An 18,878-nucleotide genomic window follows, 5' to 3' on the forward strand; every position below is an offset into this window, starting at 1 on the left:
TTAAATTGACCAATCAAGTGATTCTAAGAATGCATATACATCCTGATGAACCTTCTCGCGCTCTTTATCAAGCGTGATCGCATGGCCTGATTCTTCATACCATGTCAAATGCTTTTGATCTGTCTCTACTTCGTTGTAGATGATATTCGCACTGTCTGTATTAATCATATGATCGTGACGTGCCTGAACAACAAAAGTAGGTGAATAAATCATGTCGACATTGTTTCTAACATCTGCAATGAGTGCTTGAAGGCTCTTAAGTGTATCCATTGGCGTTTTCTTGAACTCTTCCATTTCCTGTTCAATTTGGTCCTCTGACTTACCCTCGAATTTCTTATAGTTACGGGCATATTCTAGTACACCCTGGTACATGACTTCTTCACTTTTTATGTACATAGGTGCACACATAGGTACAATTCCCTTTACAGGTACAGTGTAACCTAATTTCAATGAAAAAACTCCTCCGAGGGATAGTCCGCAAACCGCAATTTCCTCAAAGCCTTCATCTTTCAAGAATTGATAGGCTTCTTGTACATCCTTCCACCAGTCATCCGGTCCAAAATGGACAAGTTCTTCTGGTGGCACACCGTGTCCTTTATATTGTGGTGCATGACACGTATATCCTCTTTCGTTCAAATAACGGCCAAGCATTCGAACATCGGCTGTATTCCCAGTAAAACCGTGAAGAAGAAGCACCGCCTTTTCTCCACCTTTAAACGTAAATGGTTTTGGTGTAACAACTTTCATGATGTGACTTCCTTTCCTTCTGATATGGTTTATATTTTCCACTTGTATGTATGAAACAAACACAAAAGAGTGCTGATAATAAAAAAAGGTCTGAAAAAAGATCAGACCTTCTGTTACTCGCGCTTTACACGCCTAAATATGCCAATGCAAGTGTTAAGATGAAGAAAAGCACTGACAAAATAACCGTTAAACGGTGAAGTATCAAGTCAAGACCTCTCGCTTTTTGCTTACCGAAAAGCTGCTCGGCTCCACCTGAAATAGCGCCTGACAGTCCAGCACTTTTACTAGATTGTAACAATACAACGATGATAAGTGCGATACTGACAATTACGAGTAATGTGATAACAAATGCGTGCATAAAAACACCTCCAGACAAACTGGTACACATAACTTTATTTTACATGAAAACAAGGTGCATGTCACGAAACATCAAAATAAAGATTCCCTCTATATTGTCGACTTTATTCGTTATTTTGATTCAATTTCATTCCAAAGAGTAGTATGCAGCATTTTTTATATGCAATTTTTGATTAAAAACACGTTTTTAACGGGTTGCTTCTTCTTTCAATAGCTGTTTTAATTCTACTAACAAACGTTCAGCTCCTTCAGGACTCAGCATCACTTTCCCATTTCCATAGCTTTTGTTGTACTTCGTCACTTGTCCAGTTAACAGGCAGCTCTTATCTGCATCATATCTTTTCAGCATAATGGTTTGATCTTCAATGAAAATTTCTAACAGTTGTTCTTCTTTAATATTGAGTACCTTGCGCATTTCTGAAGGCAGAACAATTCTGCCTAGTGAATCAATATGTCTGACCATCCCAGTCCTTTTCAACGACATTGCCTCCTTGATCATTTCATTTATTGACTTTTGTCAATATTTTCATAGTAAAATAGATCTTCAAATTTTTTATCAAAGTAATGAATCATTTTGCCAATGACAAGTTGGCCTGGTTTCCGATGACCATTTAATACCCTGCTAAGTGTGGCAGGAGAGATGCCAATTTCATCAGCGAGCTGATTTAAAGACATATCGTTTTCGATCATATACTGCATGACAAAAGTCCGCCTGATCTGAATCTTTTCGACCATCATTACAACCTCCTATGGAATCAATATGTACAACGTGTAGGTGCTCACATGAATCAGATTCATTTACTTAAGTCAACACTTTTACCCCTCTGCTATTTCCTTTGGTCAATGATCATACTAAAATAAGTCATATACTGAAATGTGAGGTTCGATGTCATGAATCACTTTGGTGAACAATTACGCATTTTAAGAGAAAATAGAAAAATGTCTGTCAATCAACTCGCCATGTATTCAGGTGTAAGCGCTGCTGGTATTTCTCGTATTGAAAATGGAAAGCGTGGTGTGCCGAAGCCTTTAACCATAAAAAAATTAGCACACGCCTTGAAGGTGCCTTATGAGGATTTAATGCTGCTTGCCGGTCATATTGAACAGGAACAAGTTCATGAAATGAAACCAAAATATGAATCCGTGTTGAAAATCTATCAAACGGCGCTTCAAAAGGATGTAGAACATCTTCCCATGTTTGACGGAGACCTATGGGAAAGGCTATCCGCACAAGACATCAGCCAGCTGAATGAATACTTTCTTACGCTCATTAACCAAAAAAAGACGAATAAATAGCGGGGCATAACCCTAAGATACATTCACCATTAACTAATGTCAATATTTTCATGGTATACTTGTTGCCAATAGTCAATAAATCAAGTAAAATAGACATATCTAATCTATAACCATGTGAGGTTTTGCCTTGATGAAATTTGGTGCATATTTAAGAGCATTACGTGAGGAAAAGAAGCTGTCAGTGAACCAATTAGCCATGTATTCAGAGGTCAGTGCTGCTGGTATTTCTCGTATTGAGAATGGGAAACGCGGCATTCCAAAGCCTCCTACGATAAAAAAACTAGCCAGTGCATTAAAGGTTCCTTATGAAGATATGATGCAGGCAGCGGGCTATATTGAGGAAGCCTCTTCTGTCCATCAGTTGAAGGAAGAGGAAATGGCACTATCCAAAATAAAGGAAGCCGCAGCGCAATACGAACTTGGCGATCTCGAACTATTTGATGGAGACATTTGGTCAACTCTTTCGAAAAAAGAAATAGAAGATCTCAATCGCTATCTGTTATTTATAATCAACAGCCGTTCGTCTTAGAATGTTTTGATCATTGACAAGCTTTTTGAGCTGATTTATGACAAATTTACGGTATAATGGGTTCAGATTGGAGTGAAGAAAGATGAATCAATCTGATATGTGCCCGCGGTTTGAAAAAGCAGTTGAGTTATTGAGTAAACGCTGGGTTGCACTGATTGTTTTTCAGCTTCTCTCAGGTCCGCAGCGCTTTAGTGAAATTGAGGCCGCTCTGACAAATTTAAGCGGAAGAGTATTATCTGAGAGATTAAAAGAACTGGAAGCAGCAGGCATTGTAAAACGGGAAGTTTTTGCTGAAACACCCGTGCGTATTGAGTATTCTTTAACTGATATGGGGCGTTCCCTTGCACCCGTTTTTGAGGAAATTTCGAAGTGGTCTACTGAATGGATCACGCTTGAATCATAAAATAACTGCATGTGAACTGCCTGATCATCATAAAACAACCTCCCTTACAGATTGTAAGGGAGGTTTTATCTTTTCAACCGCTTAAGCAGATGTCATGTTTTTTTCAGCTAATGCTTTTCTTTCTTTTTTCTTGTTCGTTGGGCTTAAATAACGTTCGAGCCAGCCCATGACTAGGTCAGCGATAATGGCCATGAGTGCAGTTGGAATCGCACCTGCTAAAATGATGGCTGTTCCGTTTGTGGCGTTTGATCCTCTGATGATGATATCACCTAGACCTCCTGCACCAACAAATGTCCCAATCGCTGTAATACCGATGGCAATGACCAGTGCCGTTCTTAAACCAGCCATTATGACCGATAAAGCAAGCGGTAATTCAACCATTCTCAGCACTTGCCATTTCGTCATGCCCATCGCTTTACCCGATTCTAAATACGCATGTTCAATGCTGACAATCCCTGTATACGTGTTGCGGATAATCGGCAGAAGCGAATACAGAAAGAGTGATAAGATGACTGTATTTGCGCCAAGTCCTAATACAAGCATTAACACGGAAAGCATCGCTAACGCCGGTATGGTTTGAATGACATTGGTAATGGCAAAGATCCAATTGCTTAGCTTACGGTAATGCGCCACAAAGATGCCTACTGGAATTCCGACTATTGCCGCAAACAGCACCCCATACGCTGACATGAGAAAATGCCGATAAAATTCTTCTAACACATATGAACCGTTCTGCTGATAATACGTCCATAATTGCTGCAGTGTGTCCATCAGCCGTGACACCTCCCCATCTTACTCAAAGTAATTGTGCTTTTTCAGGAAATTCTTCGCAACGGTGGCTGGTTCTTGAAGCTCTCCGTCGACTTGATAGTTCAACTCTTGCATTTGTTCTGTATCGATTTTTCCGATCAGTCTGTTGATCACCTTATCAAGCCCTGGGTTCTCTTTTAAGACTTTTTCCGGGACAACTGGCGATGCATCATATGGCGGGAAAAATCGCTTATCATCTTTTAAAATTTTGAGGTCATAGGCTTTGATTCGTCCATCTGTTGAATAGGCAAGCACAATATCCATTTTTTCATTTTTTAATGCATCATAGACTAAACCAATCTGCATTGGATACGTGCTTCCAAATTCAATTCCGTATGTTTTCACGAACCCTTCATAACCGTCGCCTTTCTTTTTGAGCCAAATATTATCGACACCGAACCGATAATTCTTCGCATTCTTTTTCAAATCAGAGACCGTTTCTAACTTGTTTTCCTTCGCCATCTTTTGCGTCACGGCAAAGGCATACGTATTATCAAAGCCATAGGAATCAAACCATTTGTAATCATAGCGTTTCTTAAATTCTTTTTGAACGATTTCCATTGCACGCTCCGGATCTTTTTCCGCATCCATTCCAAGCGTACTCGTCAAATCTGTCCCTGTATATCTAGTCGCAGCAATGTCGATATCTCCATTTTCCATTGCTTTCTGCTGTACAGTATTAGAGCCTAAGTTCTTCACAATGGTTGTCTTTTTATCTGTGTAATGTTCGATGATATCGCTCACCATATAGGCCATGATTTCTGATTCGGTAAAGTTTTGTGCTCCCACCCGCAGCGTATTGCCTGAGGAGCCGGCTAGTCCAGGAAGTGAACAGCCGCTTATCAATAGCAAGCATCCGGCAAGCAGTGCACTGATCCATTTTGTTTTTCGATTCTTCACATAAGCCAACTCCTTATGAAACTTCCTTCAATCCTTTTAAGCCTTCTGGTGTTACTTTTTTCTCCAGCTTCATCAAGGTAAAGTCGATGATGACCGCTAAAATAGTAACTGGGATGGCACCTGCAATAATGTATTCCGGCTGATATAGCTGAAGTCCAATGAGAATGTAGTCACCAAGACCGCCTCCACCGATAAAAGCAGCAAGTGTTGTCCAGCCAATTAAATAAATCGTTGACGTACGGACACCTGCCATAATGATCGGTACAGCAAGCGGAAGTTCCACAAGACGAATTTGCTCCCATGTCGTCATGCCGATTCCTTTACCGGATTCAAGGAGATTTTTGTTCACACCTTGCACGCCGGCATACGTATTTCTCAAAATAGGCAATACTGAATAGAAAAAGAGAGCAACGATTGCAGGTATTTTCCCAACTCCCAAAATAGGAATAAAAAATGCAAGAATCGCTAAACTAGGGAGTGTTTGAAAGATATTCACGACACCGATGACAAAACCTGCGCCTCGTTTCATTCGCGTGAGAACGACGCCTAAAGGAACGGCAACGATAATTCCTAGTACGACAGCAATTAAGGAAATATATAAATGCTCCCACATTTTTGTGAGGAGTTCCCCACCATTTTTCTCTAGAAAATCGATGATTTGATCCATGTGTCCACCTCCCTTAGTTCATTTCAATGGCAGACGCTGGCGTATCGTCTCCCCAAATGGAGTCGTACACAACATCTACAAGACTTGCCCGTGTCACAATGCCTTTTAAATGGCCTTTGGCATCGACAACCGGTACATATTTAATACCGCGTATTAAGATTTTCCGAACGGTGTCTCTGAGAAGTGCGCCTTCTTGTACAGTATAGAACTCTGTATTTAGGATCTCACCAACGAAAGCCGCTTTTCTGCGATTCGCATCAATTGTTTCAATATCGATATAGCCTTTTAACACACCATTTTCATCTACTACAAGCAAGGAATCGACCCGCTTTTCTCTCATGATGTAGATAGCATCAGTCAATGTTTGTTCGACTGTAATGGTGACTGGTGACGTGTTCATCATTTGTTCTACACGTTCCATATTCGGATTTGATTGAAGCAGGCGTTCTTTTCCAATGAATTCTTCTACGAACTCGTTGGCTGGGTTACGTAAAATATCGTCAGGTGTGCCTACTTGGACAATCTCTCCATCTTTTAAAATCACAATTCGATCAGCTAGTTTAATCGCTTCATCCATGTCATGTGTGACGAAGACGATGGTTTTATTTAATGTTTTTTGCAGTTTCTTAAATTCTTCCTGCAATGTATCTCGTGTAATAGGATCAAGTGCACCAAATGGTTCGTCCATGAGGATCAGAGGGGGTTCTGCTGCCAGTGCGCGGAGAACTCCGATACGCTGCTGCTGTCCTCCACTCAGTTCATGAGGATAGCGCTCTAGAAATTCTGGACCCATGTCGACGAGCTTCAGCAGTTCGCGTGCTCGTTCGTTCCGTTTTTCTTCCGGCCATTTTAAGAGCTTTGGCACAAGTGAGATGTTTTGCGCGATGGTCATATGGGGAAACAGTCCAATTTGCTGAATCACATAACCGATTTCTCTTCTTAATTGAACTGGATCTTTTTTCATAATATTTTCTCCCTCGATGAAAATGTTTCCTGAGGAAGGTTCGATGAGTCGATTGATCATCTTCATGGTTGTGGTCTTACCACAGCCACTCGGTCCAATAAAACAAATAAATTCTCCTTTTGCTATGTCTAAATCAATATTTTTGACAGCTTTTTTTCCACCTTTATACGTCTTAGATACATTCTCTAGTTTCAGCAAATGAGACACCTCCAATTAGTTGGATCTATATATTCAGAAAATTTCCACCTTATTAATTATAGTGCAAACTTTATAAAATAAAAAGTTTATGATGTGTTTGTATTGCATAACATTTATATAAAATTTTCAGTTAACCCCGTAATATCTAGAGATCTCTCCTTTTTCCTGCAAATTACTAGCAATTACTCAATATTTATTGTTTTCATCAACAAACAGGTATATGATATATTGTGTTACAAATTGTCAATCGTGAAGGGATGAAGCGGGGAGTGGACAAGCAAGCGCTAGGCGCCATTCAAAAAGCACAGGATCATTATATTGAAAAAGCTGCAGAGAACATGAATGCCTTTGGTCTTTCTTCTACAGTGGGTAGAGTGCTTGGTATCATTCACATGAACCGTAAACCAATGACGCTGGAAGAGCTATCAGAGGCGACCGGCATGAGCAAAACGAGGATGAGTCAAGTCGTTCGAGAAATGCTCGATTTAAATATTGCGGAAAAGGTTTATGAAAAAGGAATACGTAAAGATCTTTATGACGTTGAGCAAGATCAATACCAAACGTTTATTTCATTGTTTGCAGCCAATTGGACACGTGTTGTCAGTAAAAACCGTAAAGCACATAAGAAAACGTGCAAGGAATTGCAAGAGCTGCTTGAACAGGAAGATTTACCAGAAGAAACAGAGGATAAAATCAATCTGCTTCTTTCAGAAATCAAGGAAAGTCTTGATTACTATGATTGGATTAGCCGCTTAATTGAGTTCTTTGAAAGTGAAGAAGTATTTAAGCATGTGCCGAAACCTTAAAAAAAGCTGTTTTATTTTACATCATTGTAGAAAAAAACAGCTTTTTTATATACACTTATGACATAAACATCGGAAACATCCCTTTTAAGCCTGCGCCGATCATTTCCACTGCCACTACAGCCAGAATTAATCCCATCAAACGCGTCACGACATTCATCTCTGTTTTCCCCATTTTTCGCATAATAAAACTTGAATAATGAAAGGCATAATACGTCATGGCAAGAACAATGACAATGCCGATTAGAATCGAAAACATGTGGAGCATCTCTTGACTTCCAGGGGTTAAACTCATGACTGTAGCGATTGTCCCGGGACCAGCGATGATCGGAATGGCGAGCGGCGTAACGGAGATATCTGCCTTCTCTTTGCTTTCTGCCTTCTCCTCTGAATGAGGATTTTGGACGTGTGATTCTTTTGCATTCAGCAAATTGTAAGCGATGCCAAAAATAAAAATACCGCCAGCGATGCGTAGTGCATGAATATCGATCCCAAACAATTTGAAAATGAGCCTGCCTGCCAATAAAAAGGCAATCAAAATAATAAAAGAGACCACGATGGCTTTTTTAGCTGTCTGGGAGCGCTCTTTCTCTGTATAACCCTCTGTTAAGGTAATGAAAAGCGGTACGTTTCCAATGGGATTTGATACAGCAAATAATGAGACGACAACATGAATCATAAAGGAAATCAACAGACACCCTCCTTTTTTCATAGTGTCTGCCATTCTGATGTGAATATTCCCTTGTGATGTTAAAACCTGTATATCTTTAACCGATGATAATAGAGGTTTAAAGAAAGGGGTTCACACATGAAGAAAACAATGACAATTATTCTTCTTTCTGTAGCAGTTATTGCCTTAGGTGGCTGGATTGTTTGGCAGCAGCAAACCATCGAAAAGGCAGAGAAAACTCATCAGCAAGAAAGCAAAACGAGCGATCTGAAGCTCAAGCAGTTAACATCCGATCAAACAGATATAAAGCATAAAAACGATGAACAAAAAAAGCAAATAGCCAACGTCACAAAAAAGCTCAAAAAAGAAAAGAAAGCCTATGAAAAAGAGGTCAAACAGCGTAAAGCGCTTGAGGTAAAAATCGACCAGCTTCAAAAAGAGCTGGCAGCAGTAAAAGCTACTGCTCAAGCAAATCAGCAGACCACTCAGTCTACAAGGAAACCAACTGTCAAAAAAGACCCGAATGTCACCCATCATCCTCCCTCACAGTGGGTACAGGACCAATACGATTGGGGCGTGAAACAAGGGTATATTAAAGAATAGAAAGGATGAAAAAATGTGATACAGATTCGGCCATTATCTCATGATGAATCTCTCCCAATGGATCTTTTACTATTAGCTGATCCTTCAAAGGAAAAGGTTCTCACTTATGTACAATCTGGTTCTTGTTATGCCGCCTTTCATGAAGAGGATGTGATTGGTGTCTATTTACTGACACCGCTCTCTCAGCATACAGTGGAAATCATGAATGTTGCGGTAAAGGAGTCATGGCAAGGAAAGGGAATTGGGAAGCAGCTGATCCATCATGCGATCGCTGAAGCGAAAGTTGCTGGATTTCAATCGATTGAAATTGGCACTGGCAACTCCAGTATTCAGCAGCTCGCACTTTATCAAAAATGTGGTTTTCGTATAGCATCCATCGATCACGATTTCTTTCTGAAGCACTATGATGAACCAATTTATGAAAATGGGATTCAGTGTATGGATATGGTACGGCTGTCGCTCACATTTCAAGCAGACTGATTTTTTCAGCCTGCTTTTTTTATGCTCTTCTTTTCTTCATAGCATGAATCACATATTGAATGAAAAAATAAAGCACAGCGCCAGCTAAAAAGCAGACTACGCATCCAAAAAGCGTCGCCTCAGAGCTGAACTGATACTCTTCAATTTTCATGATATAAAATGGCATGCCAAACAGCGTTGGACTTGATTCGATTTGATTGACCTCTAGCAGCAGTAAAAAGACAGGGGTCATAAACACAGCAAATATATACAGCATCGCAAGTGTTAAGCCGCTAGAAAACGAATGAAATACTTTAATCATCTCTTTCTCTCCTTCATCTCTTTTAAACTGGCTGTGATATTTTGTCCGTCTGGGCAAGCTGGATGCAGCATCACAGTGTTCAGTAAAGAAAAAAACAGCAGCTGATGACTCATCGGATGCTTCCACAATAAAAAAAGCACAATCGAGCTAAGCACCGGAAACAACGGACCCGCAAGCGCCACCATCAGATTAAAGCTCGGTCTAGCAAATGTCTCATGGACGATCGCCACATGCTTCCAATCAATCGTTACCACAAAATCAAAGAGCTGCCTTTTTTCGAGTTTGTTACACACCATGATCATCAGCAGATGACCGATTTCATGAATGAGCACAACCACTAGTAAACTGAGGATCAGCCCGATCATCGCAATATCGGCCTTTTTACCATCACAGTATATATACAACTGAAAAAGGCAAGTGAACCAAATAAATAAGCGGTGGCAAGAAGAAACATATTAGCTGACAGCCATTCTAATAAAAGCATATCGATGAAGCTGAATACAGCAATCATCATCACGATGACAAACAGTTTATTAAAATCACTGATTTTCACGACAAACCCCGTACAGGCCGCCATGACGGTCATGAATAAAATGGACAAACTCGCCAAGCCATGACCTTCACTTTCAATACCGATCACCAAATAAGCAAGGCCAATATACATAAAATAAATGAATAAATTGATTGTGTAATAAAATAAAATTCTCGACAATATATACGCGCCCTTTGATGTATTTAACATAAAGATAGCCCGTTGATTGAGATGATATTCTCTGCCAATCATCAGCGGAAGCATGATCAATATTTCCTTTAACGCAAACTGCACAATAAAGCCATATAGCCATCCAGTTTCTTCCGGTGTAAAAACAAATGGCAGCCCAACCGTCAAACAAACGAGAAAGAGGAACAAAATGCCTTGTTCTTTAAAAATGGCTGATCGGATGAAATAGACCATTTCCTGCCGCAAATGCGTCAAAAAGGAAGAGGTCATCCTGATTTTCTGATAAGAAAATGACTTTATCTCTGTTTTCAACTGCATAAACATTTGATGTACATAGCAAGCTGCTAATCCCTTCACCCATAGCCACCCAGCGCTTAGAAGGATCACCAGCAACGTCAGATAGACAGCCGGCCATACATGGATCATCTGTACCGCTTTTTGAAAAAGAAGAAATATAAATACTTGAAATCCCGCAAAGCCGATCGTTTGTAGCAGTAAATGTTCCTTTGTTTTTGATACGAAACGGCTTATACCGATCCTCATCAGCATCCATGAAGAGAGCGTATAAAGTGCCAATATGCCGCATGTGATGCAGACAACGATGATCCAATACAGAGTTGGGGTGACACCTGTAATCAAAAGACCTAATACAAGCGGTAAAAAAAGCAGTCCAGCCATGAGAAAGCAAAAAAGCACTGGAAAGAAATAGGCACAAAGGACAAATGGTACACTTTGTATCGCACTGTTCAAAAAGTAGAATTGATATTCTTGGCGCTTCAGTTTATTCCGGGATAACACAATCCCTGCTCCTAATAGTAAGAGCGACATTTTGACAAATTGGGTGTATAGCGCAGCCGGCTCCCTTTCACCTACCTGCATGTAAAAGCGCAGGCTGATGACAACATATATCGCATAGATGAGCAAGAAAAAAACGGCGGCTGCGAGAAGCTGCAAAGGATACTTTTTTCCAAGCTGCTTTCCTTTCGTTGTCAGCATGCCCCATTCTATTTTATGAAGAACGTGTCGTGTCCAAATCATTGAGTAACCTCTCCACCTGCATATAGTAATCTCGATTTACTTCTTTATAAATCTCTTCAAGTGCCTGATGAGGATATGTCTCTTTCGTTTCTTGGCGGGACATATTCAGCTTGACATCACCATTTCTTAAGATCATGAGATGATCATATAATGTATCACCAAAGCTCAAATGATGAGTTGATATCAGGATGCCAGCGCCTTGATCTCTCAGCTTCATGAGCACCTTTTTTAAGATGATCATCATATCTGGATCAAGTCCGTTCGTTGGCTCGTCGAACACATAATAGTCACACGGTCTGAGGAGCTGCGAAATGATCTGTGTTTTCTTTTGATTGCCATGGGACAACTGAGCGATTGGTTGATCCATATACGGACTCAGCTCAAACAAATTGGTAAATGTCTCTTCACGTGTAACATCTTGCTCATGTGGTAGCTGAAGTAATTGAAAGTATTCCCTTGGTGTTAAATAATCGAACAACGCATGATCGTCAGGAATATAGGAAACGTGTTTTTTCAAAAGGGAAATATGTGCTGAGGATTGAAGGTTCAGCTGTTCACCATGTAAGGAAACGTAGCCAGTAAATGGCGTGAGTCCAAACATAGCTTGGATCATGGTTGTCTTTCCTGCCCCATTGTGTCCTAAAAGAAGCATCATCTGGCCTTTCTCCACGTTCAGTTGTATATGACGAAGAGAGAAGGTGCAGCTATACGTTTTTTCTTGTAATTGTAATGTCAGCATCATATTCCTCCGTTTGTTTCAGATGGAACAGATGACCTTGCATCTGTTCTCATCCGTGTTAAAAACCGCATTTGATTTTCACGTACATGCCTAAGAACTTGAATTCGCCTAAAAATTTAGAGCCTTTTCCAAAGGTCTTGCATGCCCAAATCAATGCTGCGACTGTCACAATACCTAAAATAGCGGCAAGGACATAAATCCAAAATGCATTTTTCTGTACGTTCTTAGAAGTTAGAATTCGTTGCTTCCTTTCATCATAAGCCGCCAATAGGTGAAGGACATACATATACACACCTACTGGAAAACGAAGGCTAAAAGGATTCAGCATCTCATCACCCCCTAATATATGTAAAATGATACCATCCCTCATACAGAAAACATAAGTTCATTTCAGATCATATTTTTAGTCGATTTTTCATGATCTATTGCTTATAAATGGTAAAGCTGTGCGCTTTCCCTCTGACTGAAGGACGATTTTTTACAAAAATAGGATGTGACTATTGAAACAGCTGCGGAATCTCTATCAACCAAAAAAAAACGCTGCGCCCACTCTAATATAAGAGCGGAACGCAGCGCGTTGCTGGCATTATTTATTCAAGTTATAGAATGTTTCAATGCCGTGGTATTGAGCTGTTTCAGCCAATTGATCTTCGATGCGAAGTAATTGGTTGTATTTCGCCACACGGTCTGTACGAGACGGAGCACCTGTTTTGATTTGTCCAGCGTTTGTTGCAACAGCGATGTCTGCAATTGTGCTATCTTCTGTTTCACCAGAGCGGTGAGAGATAACAGCTGTGTATCCTGCACGTTTTGCCATTTCGATTGCATCAAATGTTTCAGTTAATGTACCGATTTGGTTTACTTTGATTAGGATTGAGTTACCAACGCCGTTTTTGATTCCTTCAGAAAGCTTCTTCGTGTTTGTCACGAACAAGTCATCTCCTACTAGCTGAACCTTGCTACCAAGGCGCTCAGTTAATAGTTTGTGACCTTCCCAGTCGTTTTCATCAAGGCCGTCTTCGATTGAGATGATTGGGTATTTCGATACCATATCTTCATACCAGTCAACCATTTCAGCAGATGTTTTCACAACACCTTCGCCTGATAAATGATATTTACCGTCTTCTTTGTTGTAGAACTCAGAAGATGCAGCATCCATTGCAAGTTTCACTTCTTCACCTGGTTTGAAACCAGCTTTTTCAATCGCTTCTACGATTGTTTGAAGTGCTTCTTCGTTAGAACCAAGGTTTGGAGCGAATCCACCTTCGTCACCTACAGCTGTGTTTAAGCCTTTTGCACTTAATACAGATTTTAGGCTATGGAAGATTTGTGCGCCCATGCGAAGTGCTTCACGGAAGTTCGGTGCACCTACAGGCATAATCATGAATTCTTGAATGTCTACGTTGTTATCCGCATGCTCTCCGCCATTGACGATGTTCATCATTGGTACTGGAAGCGTTTTGGAGTTGAATCCACCAAGGTATTGGTAAAGTGGAATTTGTAAGAAATCAGCAGCCGCACGTGCTACAGCGATAGATACGCCAAGGATTGCGTTTGCGCCTAATTTCCCTTTATTTTCTGTTCCATCAAGTTCGATTAACATTTTGTCAATCGCTACTTGTTCAGTGACATCAAAGCCTAAAAGCTCTGGTGCAATGATTTCATTTACGTTGTTTACAGCTGTCAGAACACCTTTTCCTAGGTAACGGTCTTTGTCTCCGTCACGTAGTTCTACTGCTTCATATTCACCTGTAGAAGCACCACTTGGTACTAGTGCACGGCCAAAGCCGCCAGATTCTGTGTAAACTTCTACTTCAACTGTTGGGTTACCGCGAGAGTCTAATACTTCGCGTGCATATACGTCAACAATGTATGGCATCGTTATTTCTCTCCTTTTGAGTCAATTTGTTATTTCTGAATCAATGATGTTCCTGTCATCTCTTTTGGTTTTTCAACACCAAGTAAGTCTAAAAGCGTTGGAGATAGATCGGCTAGAATGCCGCCTTCTCTAAGCGTTGCCCCTTTTTTCGTTACGATCACTGGAACAGGGTTTGTCGTATGTGCAGTATGCGGCTTTCCTTCTTCGGTAATAAGCACGTCTGCGTTACCGTGGTCTGCCGTGATGATGGCATGTCCGCCTTTTGCTAGGATTGCGTCGACAACAGCTCCTAAGCACTCATCTACTGCTTCAATGGCTTTGATTGTTGGCTCGAGCATACCTGAATGACCAACCATATCCGGGTTAGCAAAGTTCAAGATGATCGCATCATGCTTGTCAGCATTGATGTCTGCAACAAGTGCATCCTTTACTTCATAAGCGCTCATTTCTGGCTTGAGGTCATAGGTTGCCACATCTGGAGAATTGATCAAGATACGGTCTTCACCAGGAAATTCTTCTTCACGTCCACCGCTCATAAAGAACGTCACGTGAGGATATTTCTCTGTTTCAGCAATTCGCAGCTGTTTCAATCCATTTTGCGCTAGCACTTCTCCTACTGTGTTATCCAAATTCACTGGTTTGAAGGCAACATAGCCATCAACCGTTTCACTGAAGTGTGTGAAGCAGACGAAGTGTAAATTCTTCGGATGTGCTTCTCCGCGATCAAACGAGCGGAAATCTTCATTTGTGAAAGTGTTCGAAATTTGGATCGCACGGTCTGGGCGGAAGTTATAGAAAATCACAGAATCGCCGTCGTTTACTTTGGCAACTGGCTCACCATTTTCTCTCGTGATGACAGATGGAATAACGAATTCATCGTAGATTCCATTTTCATAGGAGTCATCAACGACATCATAGATGTTTTGATAACTTGGGCCTTCACCATACGCCATCGCGCGATATGCTTTCTCCACACGATCCCAGCGTTTGTCACGGTCCATTGAGTAATAGCGTCCAGAAAGTGTTGCCACTTCTCCGACACCGATTTCTTTGATTTGTTCTTCAAGCTGTTTTAAGTACACTTTAGCTGTCTTTTGACCAACATCACGTCCGTCCAAGAAGCCGTGAATGTATACTTTTGTTAAGCCTTCTTTTTTCGCTAGTTTCAGCAAGGCAAAAAGATGCTGGATGTGGCTGTGCACACCGCCGTCTGACAGAAGACCGAATAAATGAAGGGCCTTGTCATTCTCTTTTGCATAAGTCATTGCCTCTAGGAACGTTTCATTTTTCTCAAATTCCCCATCACGAATGGCAACATTCACTCTTGTTAAGCTTTGATACACAATGCGTCCTGCACCGATGTTCAAATGCCCAACTTCAGAGTTCCCCATTTGACCTTGCGGGAGGCCTACTGCCTCACCTGAAGCCGTTAAGGTTTGATGCGGGAATTCGTTCCAGTAGCGGTCGAAGTTCGGTTTCTTTGCTTGGGCAACAGCGTTACCGACTGTTTCGCCTCTTAAACCGAATCCATCTAAGATGATTAATGCAGCTGGTTTCTTACTCATATTGACCTTCCTCCAATAATTGAACGAAAGACTGAGGTTCTAAGCTTGCGCCGCCTACCAAAGCACCGTCAATATCGGATTCTGCCATATATTCTTTAATATTCGCAGGTTTCACGCTTCCGCCATATTGAATGCGAAGGCTGTCTGCCGCTTCTTGACCATATTCGCTTGCAACCGTTTGACGGATATGCGCGCAAACGTCGTTTGCATCTTTCGCTGTAGAAGATTTCCCTGTACCAATAGCCCAAATTGGCTCATATGCGATAACAGATTCAGCGACTTGCTGAGTTGTGAAACCAGCTAGTGCTTTCTTCACTTGATCAGCAACAAGTTCATTTGTTTTGCCAGCTTCACGCTCTTCAAGCGTTTCACCTACACAGATAATTGGAACGATGCCATGCTTGAATGCAGCATGTGCTTTTTTGTTCACTGTTTCATCTGTTTCAGCAAAGAACTCCCGGCGCTCTGAATGACCGATCACTGAGTAGCCGATGCCAAGATCTTTTAGTGCAGCAGGGCTGATTTCACCAGTGAATGCACCGTTTTCTTCAAAGTGCATGTTTTGTGCACCAATTTTAAGGTCTGTTCCGTTAGAAAGGCTGTTGAGCTTTTCAAGGAAAAGGGCTGGCGCACAGACAATTGCTTCCACTTTGTCAGGAGATGGAATGGATGACTTGACTTCTTCAACGAAGCTAACCGCTTCGCCAAGTGTTTTGTTCATTTTCCAGTTCCCAGCTATAATTGGTTTTCTCATGATTGACACTTCCTTATAGCAGTTTTGGTCTTATTTATCGTTTAATGCAGTAACACCTGGAAGCTCTTTGCCTTCCATAAATTCAAGTGAAGCGCCGCCGCCTGTAGAAATATGGCTCATCTGATCGGCAAGACCAAATTTCTCAACAGCTGCTGCTGAATCTCCACCGCCAATGACAGAATATGTATCTTTTGCTTCTGCCAGTGCTTCTGCGATTGCTTTTGTTCCTTTAGCGAATGCATCGATTTCAAATACACCCATTGGTCCGTTCCAAACAACAAGTTTGCTGTTTTTAATGACATCAGCATACTTCTCTCTTGTCTCTGTTCCAATATCAAGTGCTTCTAGATCACTTGGAATTTCAGAGATTGGCACAATGCTTGTATTCGCATCATTTGAAAAGTCGTCGGCTACCAGAACATCTGTTGGAATCAGGAAGTTCACGCCTTTTTCTTTTGCACGGTCCATAAAGGATTTCGCTAAATCTACTTTGTCTTCTTCTAATAGAGATTTCCCTACTTCGTGGCCAAGTGCTTTTACAAATGTATAAGCAAGTCCGCCGCCGATGATGAGGTTGTCCACTTTATCAAGAAGACTTTCAATCACACCGATTTTATCCTTTACTTTTGCGCCACCAATAATCGCTGTAAATGGGCGATCAGGGTTTGAAATGGCTTTTCCTAGAACCTCAAGCTCTTTTTGCATGAGGAAGCCCGAAACAGCCGGAAGATATGCTGCAATTCCAGCAGTGGATGCATGTGCACGGTGTGCAGCACCGAACGCATCATTGACATACACATCAGCTAAATCAGCAAATGCTTTTGATAGTTCAGGATCGTTCTTTTCTTCACCAGGATAGAAACGAACGTTTTCAAGCACTAGCACATCTCCATCTTTTAAGTCAGAGATTTGCTTTTTCACGTTGTCGCCGTAAGCTTCATCCGCTTTTTTCACTTCTTGTCCAAGAAGCTCTTGCAGACGTTTCGCTACAGGTGTCAGACGCAATTCTTCAGTAACTTGACCCTTCGGACGACCCAAATGACTAGCTAGTAGTACCTTTGCGCCTTGTCCTGTTAAATACTCAATCGTTGGTAATGCTGCGCGAATACGAGTATCATCCGTCACTTTTCCGTCTTTCATTGGAACGTTAAAATCTACGCGGCAGAACACAACTTTACCTTTTACGTCAATGTCTTTTACTGATTTCTTATTCATGCTCGTCAGGAGATCCTCCTTTATTCTGGTTTCCTTACGCATTGGACAAGTCTCTCTTTATCCTTTTCCCATTTTGCCCTCATCAAAACGAGAAATCGTGCAGAACGGATAAAAACAGAGAAAAAGGGAAAGGGATGCTTCCCCTTCCCTTGTCCGTCTTCATTATATCGTGTCTCTAGGAAAGAACCAAGTGAGTTCCTTCAGTGTGACAAATTAAAGACCTTGTTTTGCAATGTAAGCTGCAAGGTCAACAACGCGGTGAGAATATCCACTCTCGTTATCGTACCAAGAAATGACTTTCACCATGCTGCCTTCCATTACCATTGTAGAAAGAGCATCGATTGTTGAAGAGTTTGCATTACCATTATAGTCACCAGATACTAATGGCTCTTCGCTGTAGCCAAGGATTCCATTAAGTTCTCCTTCAGCTGCTTCTTTAAGTGCTGCATTTACATCTTCAGCCGTTACATCTTGGTTTAATTCAGCTACAAGGTCAACTAAAGAAACGTTAGGTGTTGGAACACGCATAGCGCCACCGTTTAATTTACCTTTAAGTTCAGGCAATACAAGTGAAACAGCTTTTGCAGCACCTGTAGAAGTTGGGATGATGTTTTCCGCAGCTGCACGAGCACGACGGTAGTCTTTGTGCGGAAGATCAAGAATTTGTTGGTCATTTGTGTATGAGTGAACTGTTGTCATCATACCGCGTTTAATACCAAATTTATCGTTAAGTACTTTTGCAAATGGAGCTAAGCAGTTTGTTGTACAAGATGCATTAGAGATGACATCGTGGCTAGCTGCATCGTATTTGTCTTCGTTTACACCCATAACGATTGTGATATCTTCTTCGTTAGCAGGAGCAGAGATGATGACTTTTTTAGCACCAGCTTCTAAGTGTTTTGCAGCGTCTGCACGTTTTGTGAAGAATCCAGTAGATTCAACAACGATTTCTACGCCTTGTTTACCCCAGCTTAATTTCGCAGGGTCACGCTCAGCTGATACTTCGATTGTTTTACCGTTCACTACTAAGTTCGTACCATCTACAGAAACCTCTGCATCTAGTTTTCCGTGAACAGAGTCATATTGTAAAAGGTGTGCAAGCATGTTAGCGTCTGTTAGATCGTTAACCGCTACTACCTCAACTTCAGGATTGTTTAATGCTGCACGAAATACGTTACGTCCAATACGTCCAAATCCGTTAATACCGACTTTTACTGCCATGATGTTTCCTCCTTTTAT

25 protein-coding genes are annotated in these 18,878 nt (G+C 41.2%); 6 read left to right on the forward strand and 19 right to left on the reverse strand.

Going from position 1 to position 18,878, the window contains the following annotated elements; genetic code table 11:
* From MKX52_RS15235 to MKX52_RS15250, 4 genes are all read right to left on the reverse strand, one after another.
* Positions 1-747, reverse strand: coding sequence for a carboxylesterase (locus MKX52_RS15235; RefSeq protein WP_012011281.1), 747 nt, complete (start codon positions 745-747; stop codon positions 1-3).
* 124 nt (positions 748-871) lie between these two features.
* On the reverse strand, positions 872-1,105 hold the full coding sequence (gene secG / locus MKX52_RS15240; protein ID WP_003212746.1) for a preprotein translocase subunit SecG: 234 nt from the start codon (positions 1,103-1,105) through the stop codon (positions 872-874).
* 186 nt (positions 1,106-1,291) lie between these two features.
* On the reverse strand, positions 1,292-1,582 hold the full coding sequence (locus tag MKX52_RS15245; protein ID WP_012011283.1) for an AbrB/MazE/SpoVT family DNA-binding domain-containing protein: 291 nt from the start codon (positions 1,580-1,582) through the stop codon (positions 1,292-1,294).
* 26 nt (positions 1,583-1,608) lie between these two features.
* On the reverse strand, positions 1,609-1,842 hold the full coding sequence (locus MKX52_RS15250) for a helix-turn-helix transcriptional regulator (RefSeq protein WP_012011284.1): 234 nt from the start codon (positions 1,840-1,842) through the stop codon (positions 1,609-1,611).
* A gap of 153 nt (positions 1,843-1,995) precedes the next feature.
* Here MKX52_RS15250 and MKX52_RS15255 point away from each other — a divergent pair, with 153 nt between their 5' ends.
* The 3 genes from MKX52_RS15255 to MKX52_RS15265 all read left to right on the forward strand — a co-directional run bounded on the left by MKX52_RS15255 (position 1,996) and on the right by MKX52_RS15265 (position 3,332).
* Positions 1,996-2,400 carry a helix-turn-helix transcriptional regulator gene (locus tag MKX52_RS15255; protein ID WP_012011285.1) on the forward strand — a complete coding sequence of 135 codons (405 nt, stop codon included), beginning with the start codon at positions 1,996-1,998 and terminating at the stop codon, positions 2,398-2,400.
* A 130-nt stretch (positions 2,401-2,530) separates the two neighbouring features.
* Positions 2,531-2,929 carry a transcriptional regulator gene (locus MKX52_RS15260; protein WP_012011286.1) on the forward strand — a complete coding sequence of 133 codons (399 nt, stop codon included), beginning with the start codon at positions 2,531-2,533 and terminating at the stop codon, positions 2,927-2,929.
* Between the two features lie 82 nt (positions 2,930-3,011).
* Positions 3,012-3,332 (forward strand): helix-turn-helix domain-containing protein, encoded by a 321-nt coding sequence (locus MKX52_RS15265; RefSeq protein WP_058013669.1) that lies wholly within the window; start codon positions 3,012-3,014, stop codon positions 3,330-3,332.
* A gap of 81 nt (positions 3,333-3,413) precedes the next feature.
* On the opposite strand, the gene MKX52_RS15270 is transcribed toward MKX52_RS15265, so the two are convergent.
* From MKX52_RS15270 to MKX52_RS15285, 4 genes are read right to left on the reverse strand one after another with little or no spacing between them, the layout of a single operon-like run.
* Positions 3,414-4,103: an ABC transporter permease gene (locus tag MKX52_RS15270; RefSeq protein WP_044138966.1), complete on the reverse strand. Its 690-nt coding sequence runs from the start codon at positions 4,101-4,103 to the stop codon at positions 3,414-3,416.
* A gap of 21 nt (positions 4,104-4,124) precedes the next feature.
* Positions 4,125-5,042: an osmoprotectant ABC transporter substrate-binding protein gene (locus MKX52_RS15275; RefSeq protein ID WP_012011289.1), complete on the reverse strand. Its 918-nt coding sequence runs from the start codon at positions 5,040-5,042 to the stop codon at positions 4,125-4,127.
* A 13-nt stretch (positions 5,043-5,055) separates the two neighbouring features.
* On the reverse strand, positions 5,056-5,709 hold the full coding sequence (locus MKX52_RS15280; protein ID WP_003213477.1) for an ABC transporter permease: 654 nt from the start codon (positions 5,707-5,709) through the stop codon (positions 5,056-5,058).
* Between the two features lie 13 nt (positions 5,710-5,722).
* Complete coding sequence (locus MKX52_RS15285) at positions 5,723-6,871, reverse strand: betaine/proline/choline family ABC transporter ATP-binding protein (RefSeq protein WP_088001211.1); 1,149 nt, start codon at positions 6,869-6,871, stop codon at positions 5,723-5,725.
* 269 nt (positions 6,872-7,140) lie between these two features.
* Here MKX52_RS15285 and MKX52_RS15290 point away from each other — a divergent pair, with 269 nt between their 5' ends.
* Positions 7,141-7,677 (forward strand): GbsR/MarR family transcriptional regulator, encoded by a 537-nt coding sequence (locus MKX52_RS15290; protein WP_012011291.1) that lies wholly within the window; start codon positions 7,141-7,143, stop codon positions 7,675-7,677.
* Between the two features lie 55 nt (positions 7,678-7,732).
* Here the strand turns inward: MKX52_RS15290 and MKX52_RS15295 are convergent, their stop codons facing one another.
* Entirely contained in the window at positions 7,733-8,365 is a 633-nt protein-coding gene (locus tag MKX52_RS15295) for an NAAT family transporter (RefSeq protein ID WP_012011292.1), read from the reverse strand.
* 117 nt (positions 8,366-8,482) lie between these two features.
* Between MKX52_RS15295 and MKX52_RS15300 the strand changes: the two genes are divergently transcribed.
* Together MKX52_RS15300 and MKX52_RS15305 are read left to right on the forward strand one after the other, a co-directional pair.
* A complete protein-coding gene (locus MKX52_RS15300) occupies positions 8,483-8,947 on the forward strand; it encodes a hypothetical protein (RefSeq protein WP_342490973.1) in 465 nt (154 codons plus the stop codon).
* 15 nt (positions 8,948-8,962) lie between these two features.
* Entirely contained in the window at positions 8,963-9,427 is a 465-nt protein-coding gene (locus MKX52_RS15305; RefSeq protein ID WP_342490974.1) for a GNAT family N-acetyltransferase, read from the forward strand.
* Positions 9,428-9,446: 19 nt separating this feature from the next.
* On the opposite strand, the gene MKX52_RS15310 is transcribed toward MKX52_RS15305, so the two are convergent.
* The 10 genes from MKX52_RS15310 to gap all read right to left on the reverse strand — a co-directional run bounded on the left by MKX52_RS15310 (position 9,447) and on the right by gap (position 18,860).
* Positions 9,447-9,728: a hypothetical protein gene (locus MKX52_RS15310; RefSeq protein WP_119125382.1), complete on the reverse strand. Its 282-nt coding sequence runs from the start codon at positions 9,726-9,728 to the stop codon at positions 9,447-9,449.
* The gene (locus tag MKX52_RS15315; protein WP_342490975.1) at positions 9,725-10,093 is read right to left on the reverse strand and encodes a hypothetical protein; all 369 of its coding nucleotides are present in this window, start codon (positions 10,091-10,093) and stop codon (positions 9,725-9,727) included. Before MKX52_RS15315 ends, MKX52_RS15310 begins: the two co-directional genes overlap by 4 nt.
* On the reverse strand, positions 10,090-11,487 hold the full coding sequence (locus tag MKX52_RS15320; protein WP_342490976.1) for a hypothetical protein: 1,398 nt from the start codon (positions 11,485-11,487) through the stop codon (positions 10,090-10,092). Before MKX52_RS15320 ends, MKX52_RS15315 begins: the two co-directional genes overlap by 4 nt.
* A complete protein-coding gene (locus tag MKX52_RS15325; protein ID WP_342490977.1) occupies positions 11,459-12,226 on the reverse strand; it encodes an ABC transporter ATP-binding protein in 768 nt (255 codons plus the stop codon). The genes MKX52_RS15320 and MKX52_RS15325 overlap by 29 nt, the downstream gene beginning before the upstream one ends.
* Positions 12,227-12,284: 58 nt before the next feature.
* On the reverse strand, positions 12,285-12,554 hold the full coding sequence (locus MKX52_RS15330) for a hypothetical protein (RefSeq protein WP_012011299.1): 270 nt from the start codon (positions 12,552-12,554) through the stop codon (positions 12,285-12,287).
* A 258-nt stretch (positions 12,555-12,812) separates the two neighbouring features.
* Positions 12,813-14,105 carry a phosphopyruvate hydratase gene (eno, locus tag MKX52_RS15335; RefSeq protein ID WP_012011300.1) on the reverse strand — a complete coding sequence of 431 codons (1,293 nt, stop codon included), beginning with the start codon at positions 14,103-14,105 and terminating at the stop codon, positions 12,813-12,815.
* Positions 14,106-14,134: 29 nt separating this feature from the next.
* Positions 14,135-15,670 (reverse strand): 2,3-bisphosphoglycerate-independent phosphoglycerate mutase, encoded by a 1,536-nt coding sequence (gpmI, locus tag MKX52_RS15340; RefSeq protein WP_012011301.1) that lies wholly within the window; start codon positions 15,668-15,670, stop codon positions 14,135-14,137.
* Positions 15,663-16,424 (reverse strand): triose-phosphate isomerase, encoded by a 762-nt coding sequence (gene tpiA, locus MKX52_RS15345; protein WP_119125386.1) that lies wholly within the window; start codon positions 16,422-16,424, stop codon positions 15,663-15,665. Before tpiA ends, gpmI begins: the two co-directional genes overlap by 8 nt.
* Positions 16,425-16,454: 30 nt before the next feature.
* A complete protein-coding gene (locus MKX52_RS15350) occupies positions 16,455-17,639 on the reverse strand; it encodes a phosphoglycerate kinase (RefSeq protein WP_012011303.1) in 1,185 nt (394 codons plus the stop codon).
* A 213-nt stretch (positions 17,640-17,852) separates the two neighbouring features.
* Positions 17,853-18,860, reverse strand: a complete 1,008-nt coding sequence (gap, locus tag MKX52_RS15355) for a type I glyceraldehyde-3-phosphate dehydrogenase (protein WP_012011304.1) — start codon at positions 18,858-18,860, stop codon at positions 17,853-17,855.
* Positions 18,861-18,878 lie beyond the last annotated feature (18 nt).

This window comes from Bacillus sp. FSL R5-0422 (genome assembly GCF_038610765.1).
Taxonomy (GTDB): Bacteria; Bacillota; Bacilli; order Bacillales; family Bacillaceae; genus Bacillus; species Bacillus pumilus_O.

Coding starts and splice junctions, on each gene's coding strand:
- MKX52_RS15255 (WP_012011285.1), top strand. CDS start 1,996: ATGAATCACTTTGGTGAACAATTACGCATTTTAAGAGAAAATAGAAAA.
- MKX52_RS15260 (WP_012011286.1), top strand. CDS start 2,531: ATGAAATTTGGTGCATATTTAAGAGCATTACGTGAGGAAAAGAAGCTG.
- MKX52_RS15325 (WP_342490977.1), bottom strand. CDS start 12,226: ATGCTGACATTACAATTACAAGAAAAAACGTATAGCTGCACCTTCTCT.
- eno (WP_012011300.1), bottom strand. CDS start 14,105: ATGCCATACATTGTTGACGTATATGCACGCGAAGTATTAGACTCTCGC.
- MKX52_RS15315 (WP_342490975.1), bottom strand. CDS start 10,093: ATGATCGGGCTGATCCTCAGTTTACTAGTGGTTGTGCTCATTCATGAA.
- MKX52_RS15280 (WP_003213477.1), bottom strand. CDS start 5,709: ATGGATCAAATCATCGATTTTCTAGAGAAAAATGGTGGGGAACTCCTC.
- MKX52_RS15265 (WP_058013669.1), top strand. CDS start 3,012: ATGAATCAATCTGATATGTGCCCGCGGTTTGAAAAAGCAGTTGAGTTA.
- tpiA (WP_119125386.1), bottom strand. CDS start 16,424: ATGAGAAAACCAATTATAGCTGGGAACTGGAAAATGAACAAAACACTT.
- MKX52_RS15310 (WP_119125382.1), bottom strand. CDS start 9,728: ATGATTAAAGTATTTCATTCGTTTTCTAGCGGCTTAACACTTGCGATG.
- secG (WP_003212746.1), bottom strand. CDS start 1,105: ATGCACGCATTTGTTATCACATTACTCGTAATTGTCAGTATCGCACTT.
- MKX52_RS15330 (WP_012011299.1), bottom strand. CDS start 12,554: ATGCTGAATCCTTTTAGCCTTCGTTTTCCAGTAGGTGTGTATATGTAT.
- MKX52_RS15350 (WP_012011303.1), bottom strand. CDS start 17,639: ATGAATAAGAAATCAGTAAAAGACATTGACGTAAAAGGTAAAGTTGTG.
- MKX52_RS15235 (WP_012011281.1), bottom strand. CDS start 747: ATGAAAGTTGTTACACCAAAACCATTTACGTTTAAAGGTGGAGAAAAG.
- gpmI (WP_012011301.1), bottom strand. CDS start 15,670: ATGAGTAAGAAACCAGCTGCATTAATCATCTTAGATGGATTCGGTTTA.
- MKX52_RS15270 (WP_044138966.1), bottom strand. CDS start 4,103: ATGGACACACTGCAGCAATTATGGACGTATTATCAGCAGAACGGTTCA.
- MKX52_RS15320 (WP_342490976.1), bottom strand. CDS start 11,487: ATGATTTGGACACGACACGTTCTTCATAAAATAGAATGGGGCATGCTG.
- MKX52_RS15250 (WP_012011284.1), bottom strand. CDS start 1,842: ATGATGGTCGAAAAGATTCAGATCAGGCGGACTTTTGTCATGCAGTAT.
- MKX52_RS15300 (WP_342490973.1), top strand. CDS start 8,483: ATGAAGAAAACAATGACAATTATTCTTCTTTCTGTAGCAGTTATTGCC.
- gap (WP_012011304.1), bottom strand. CDS start 18,860: ATGGCAGTAAAAGTCGGTATTAACGGATTTGGACGTATTGGACGTAAC.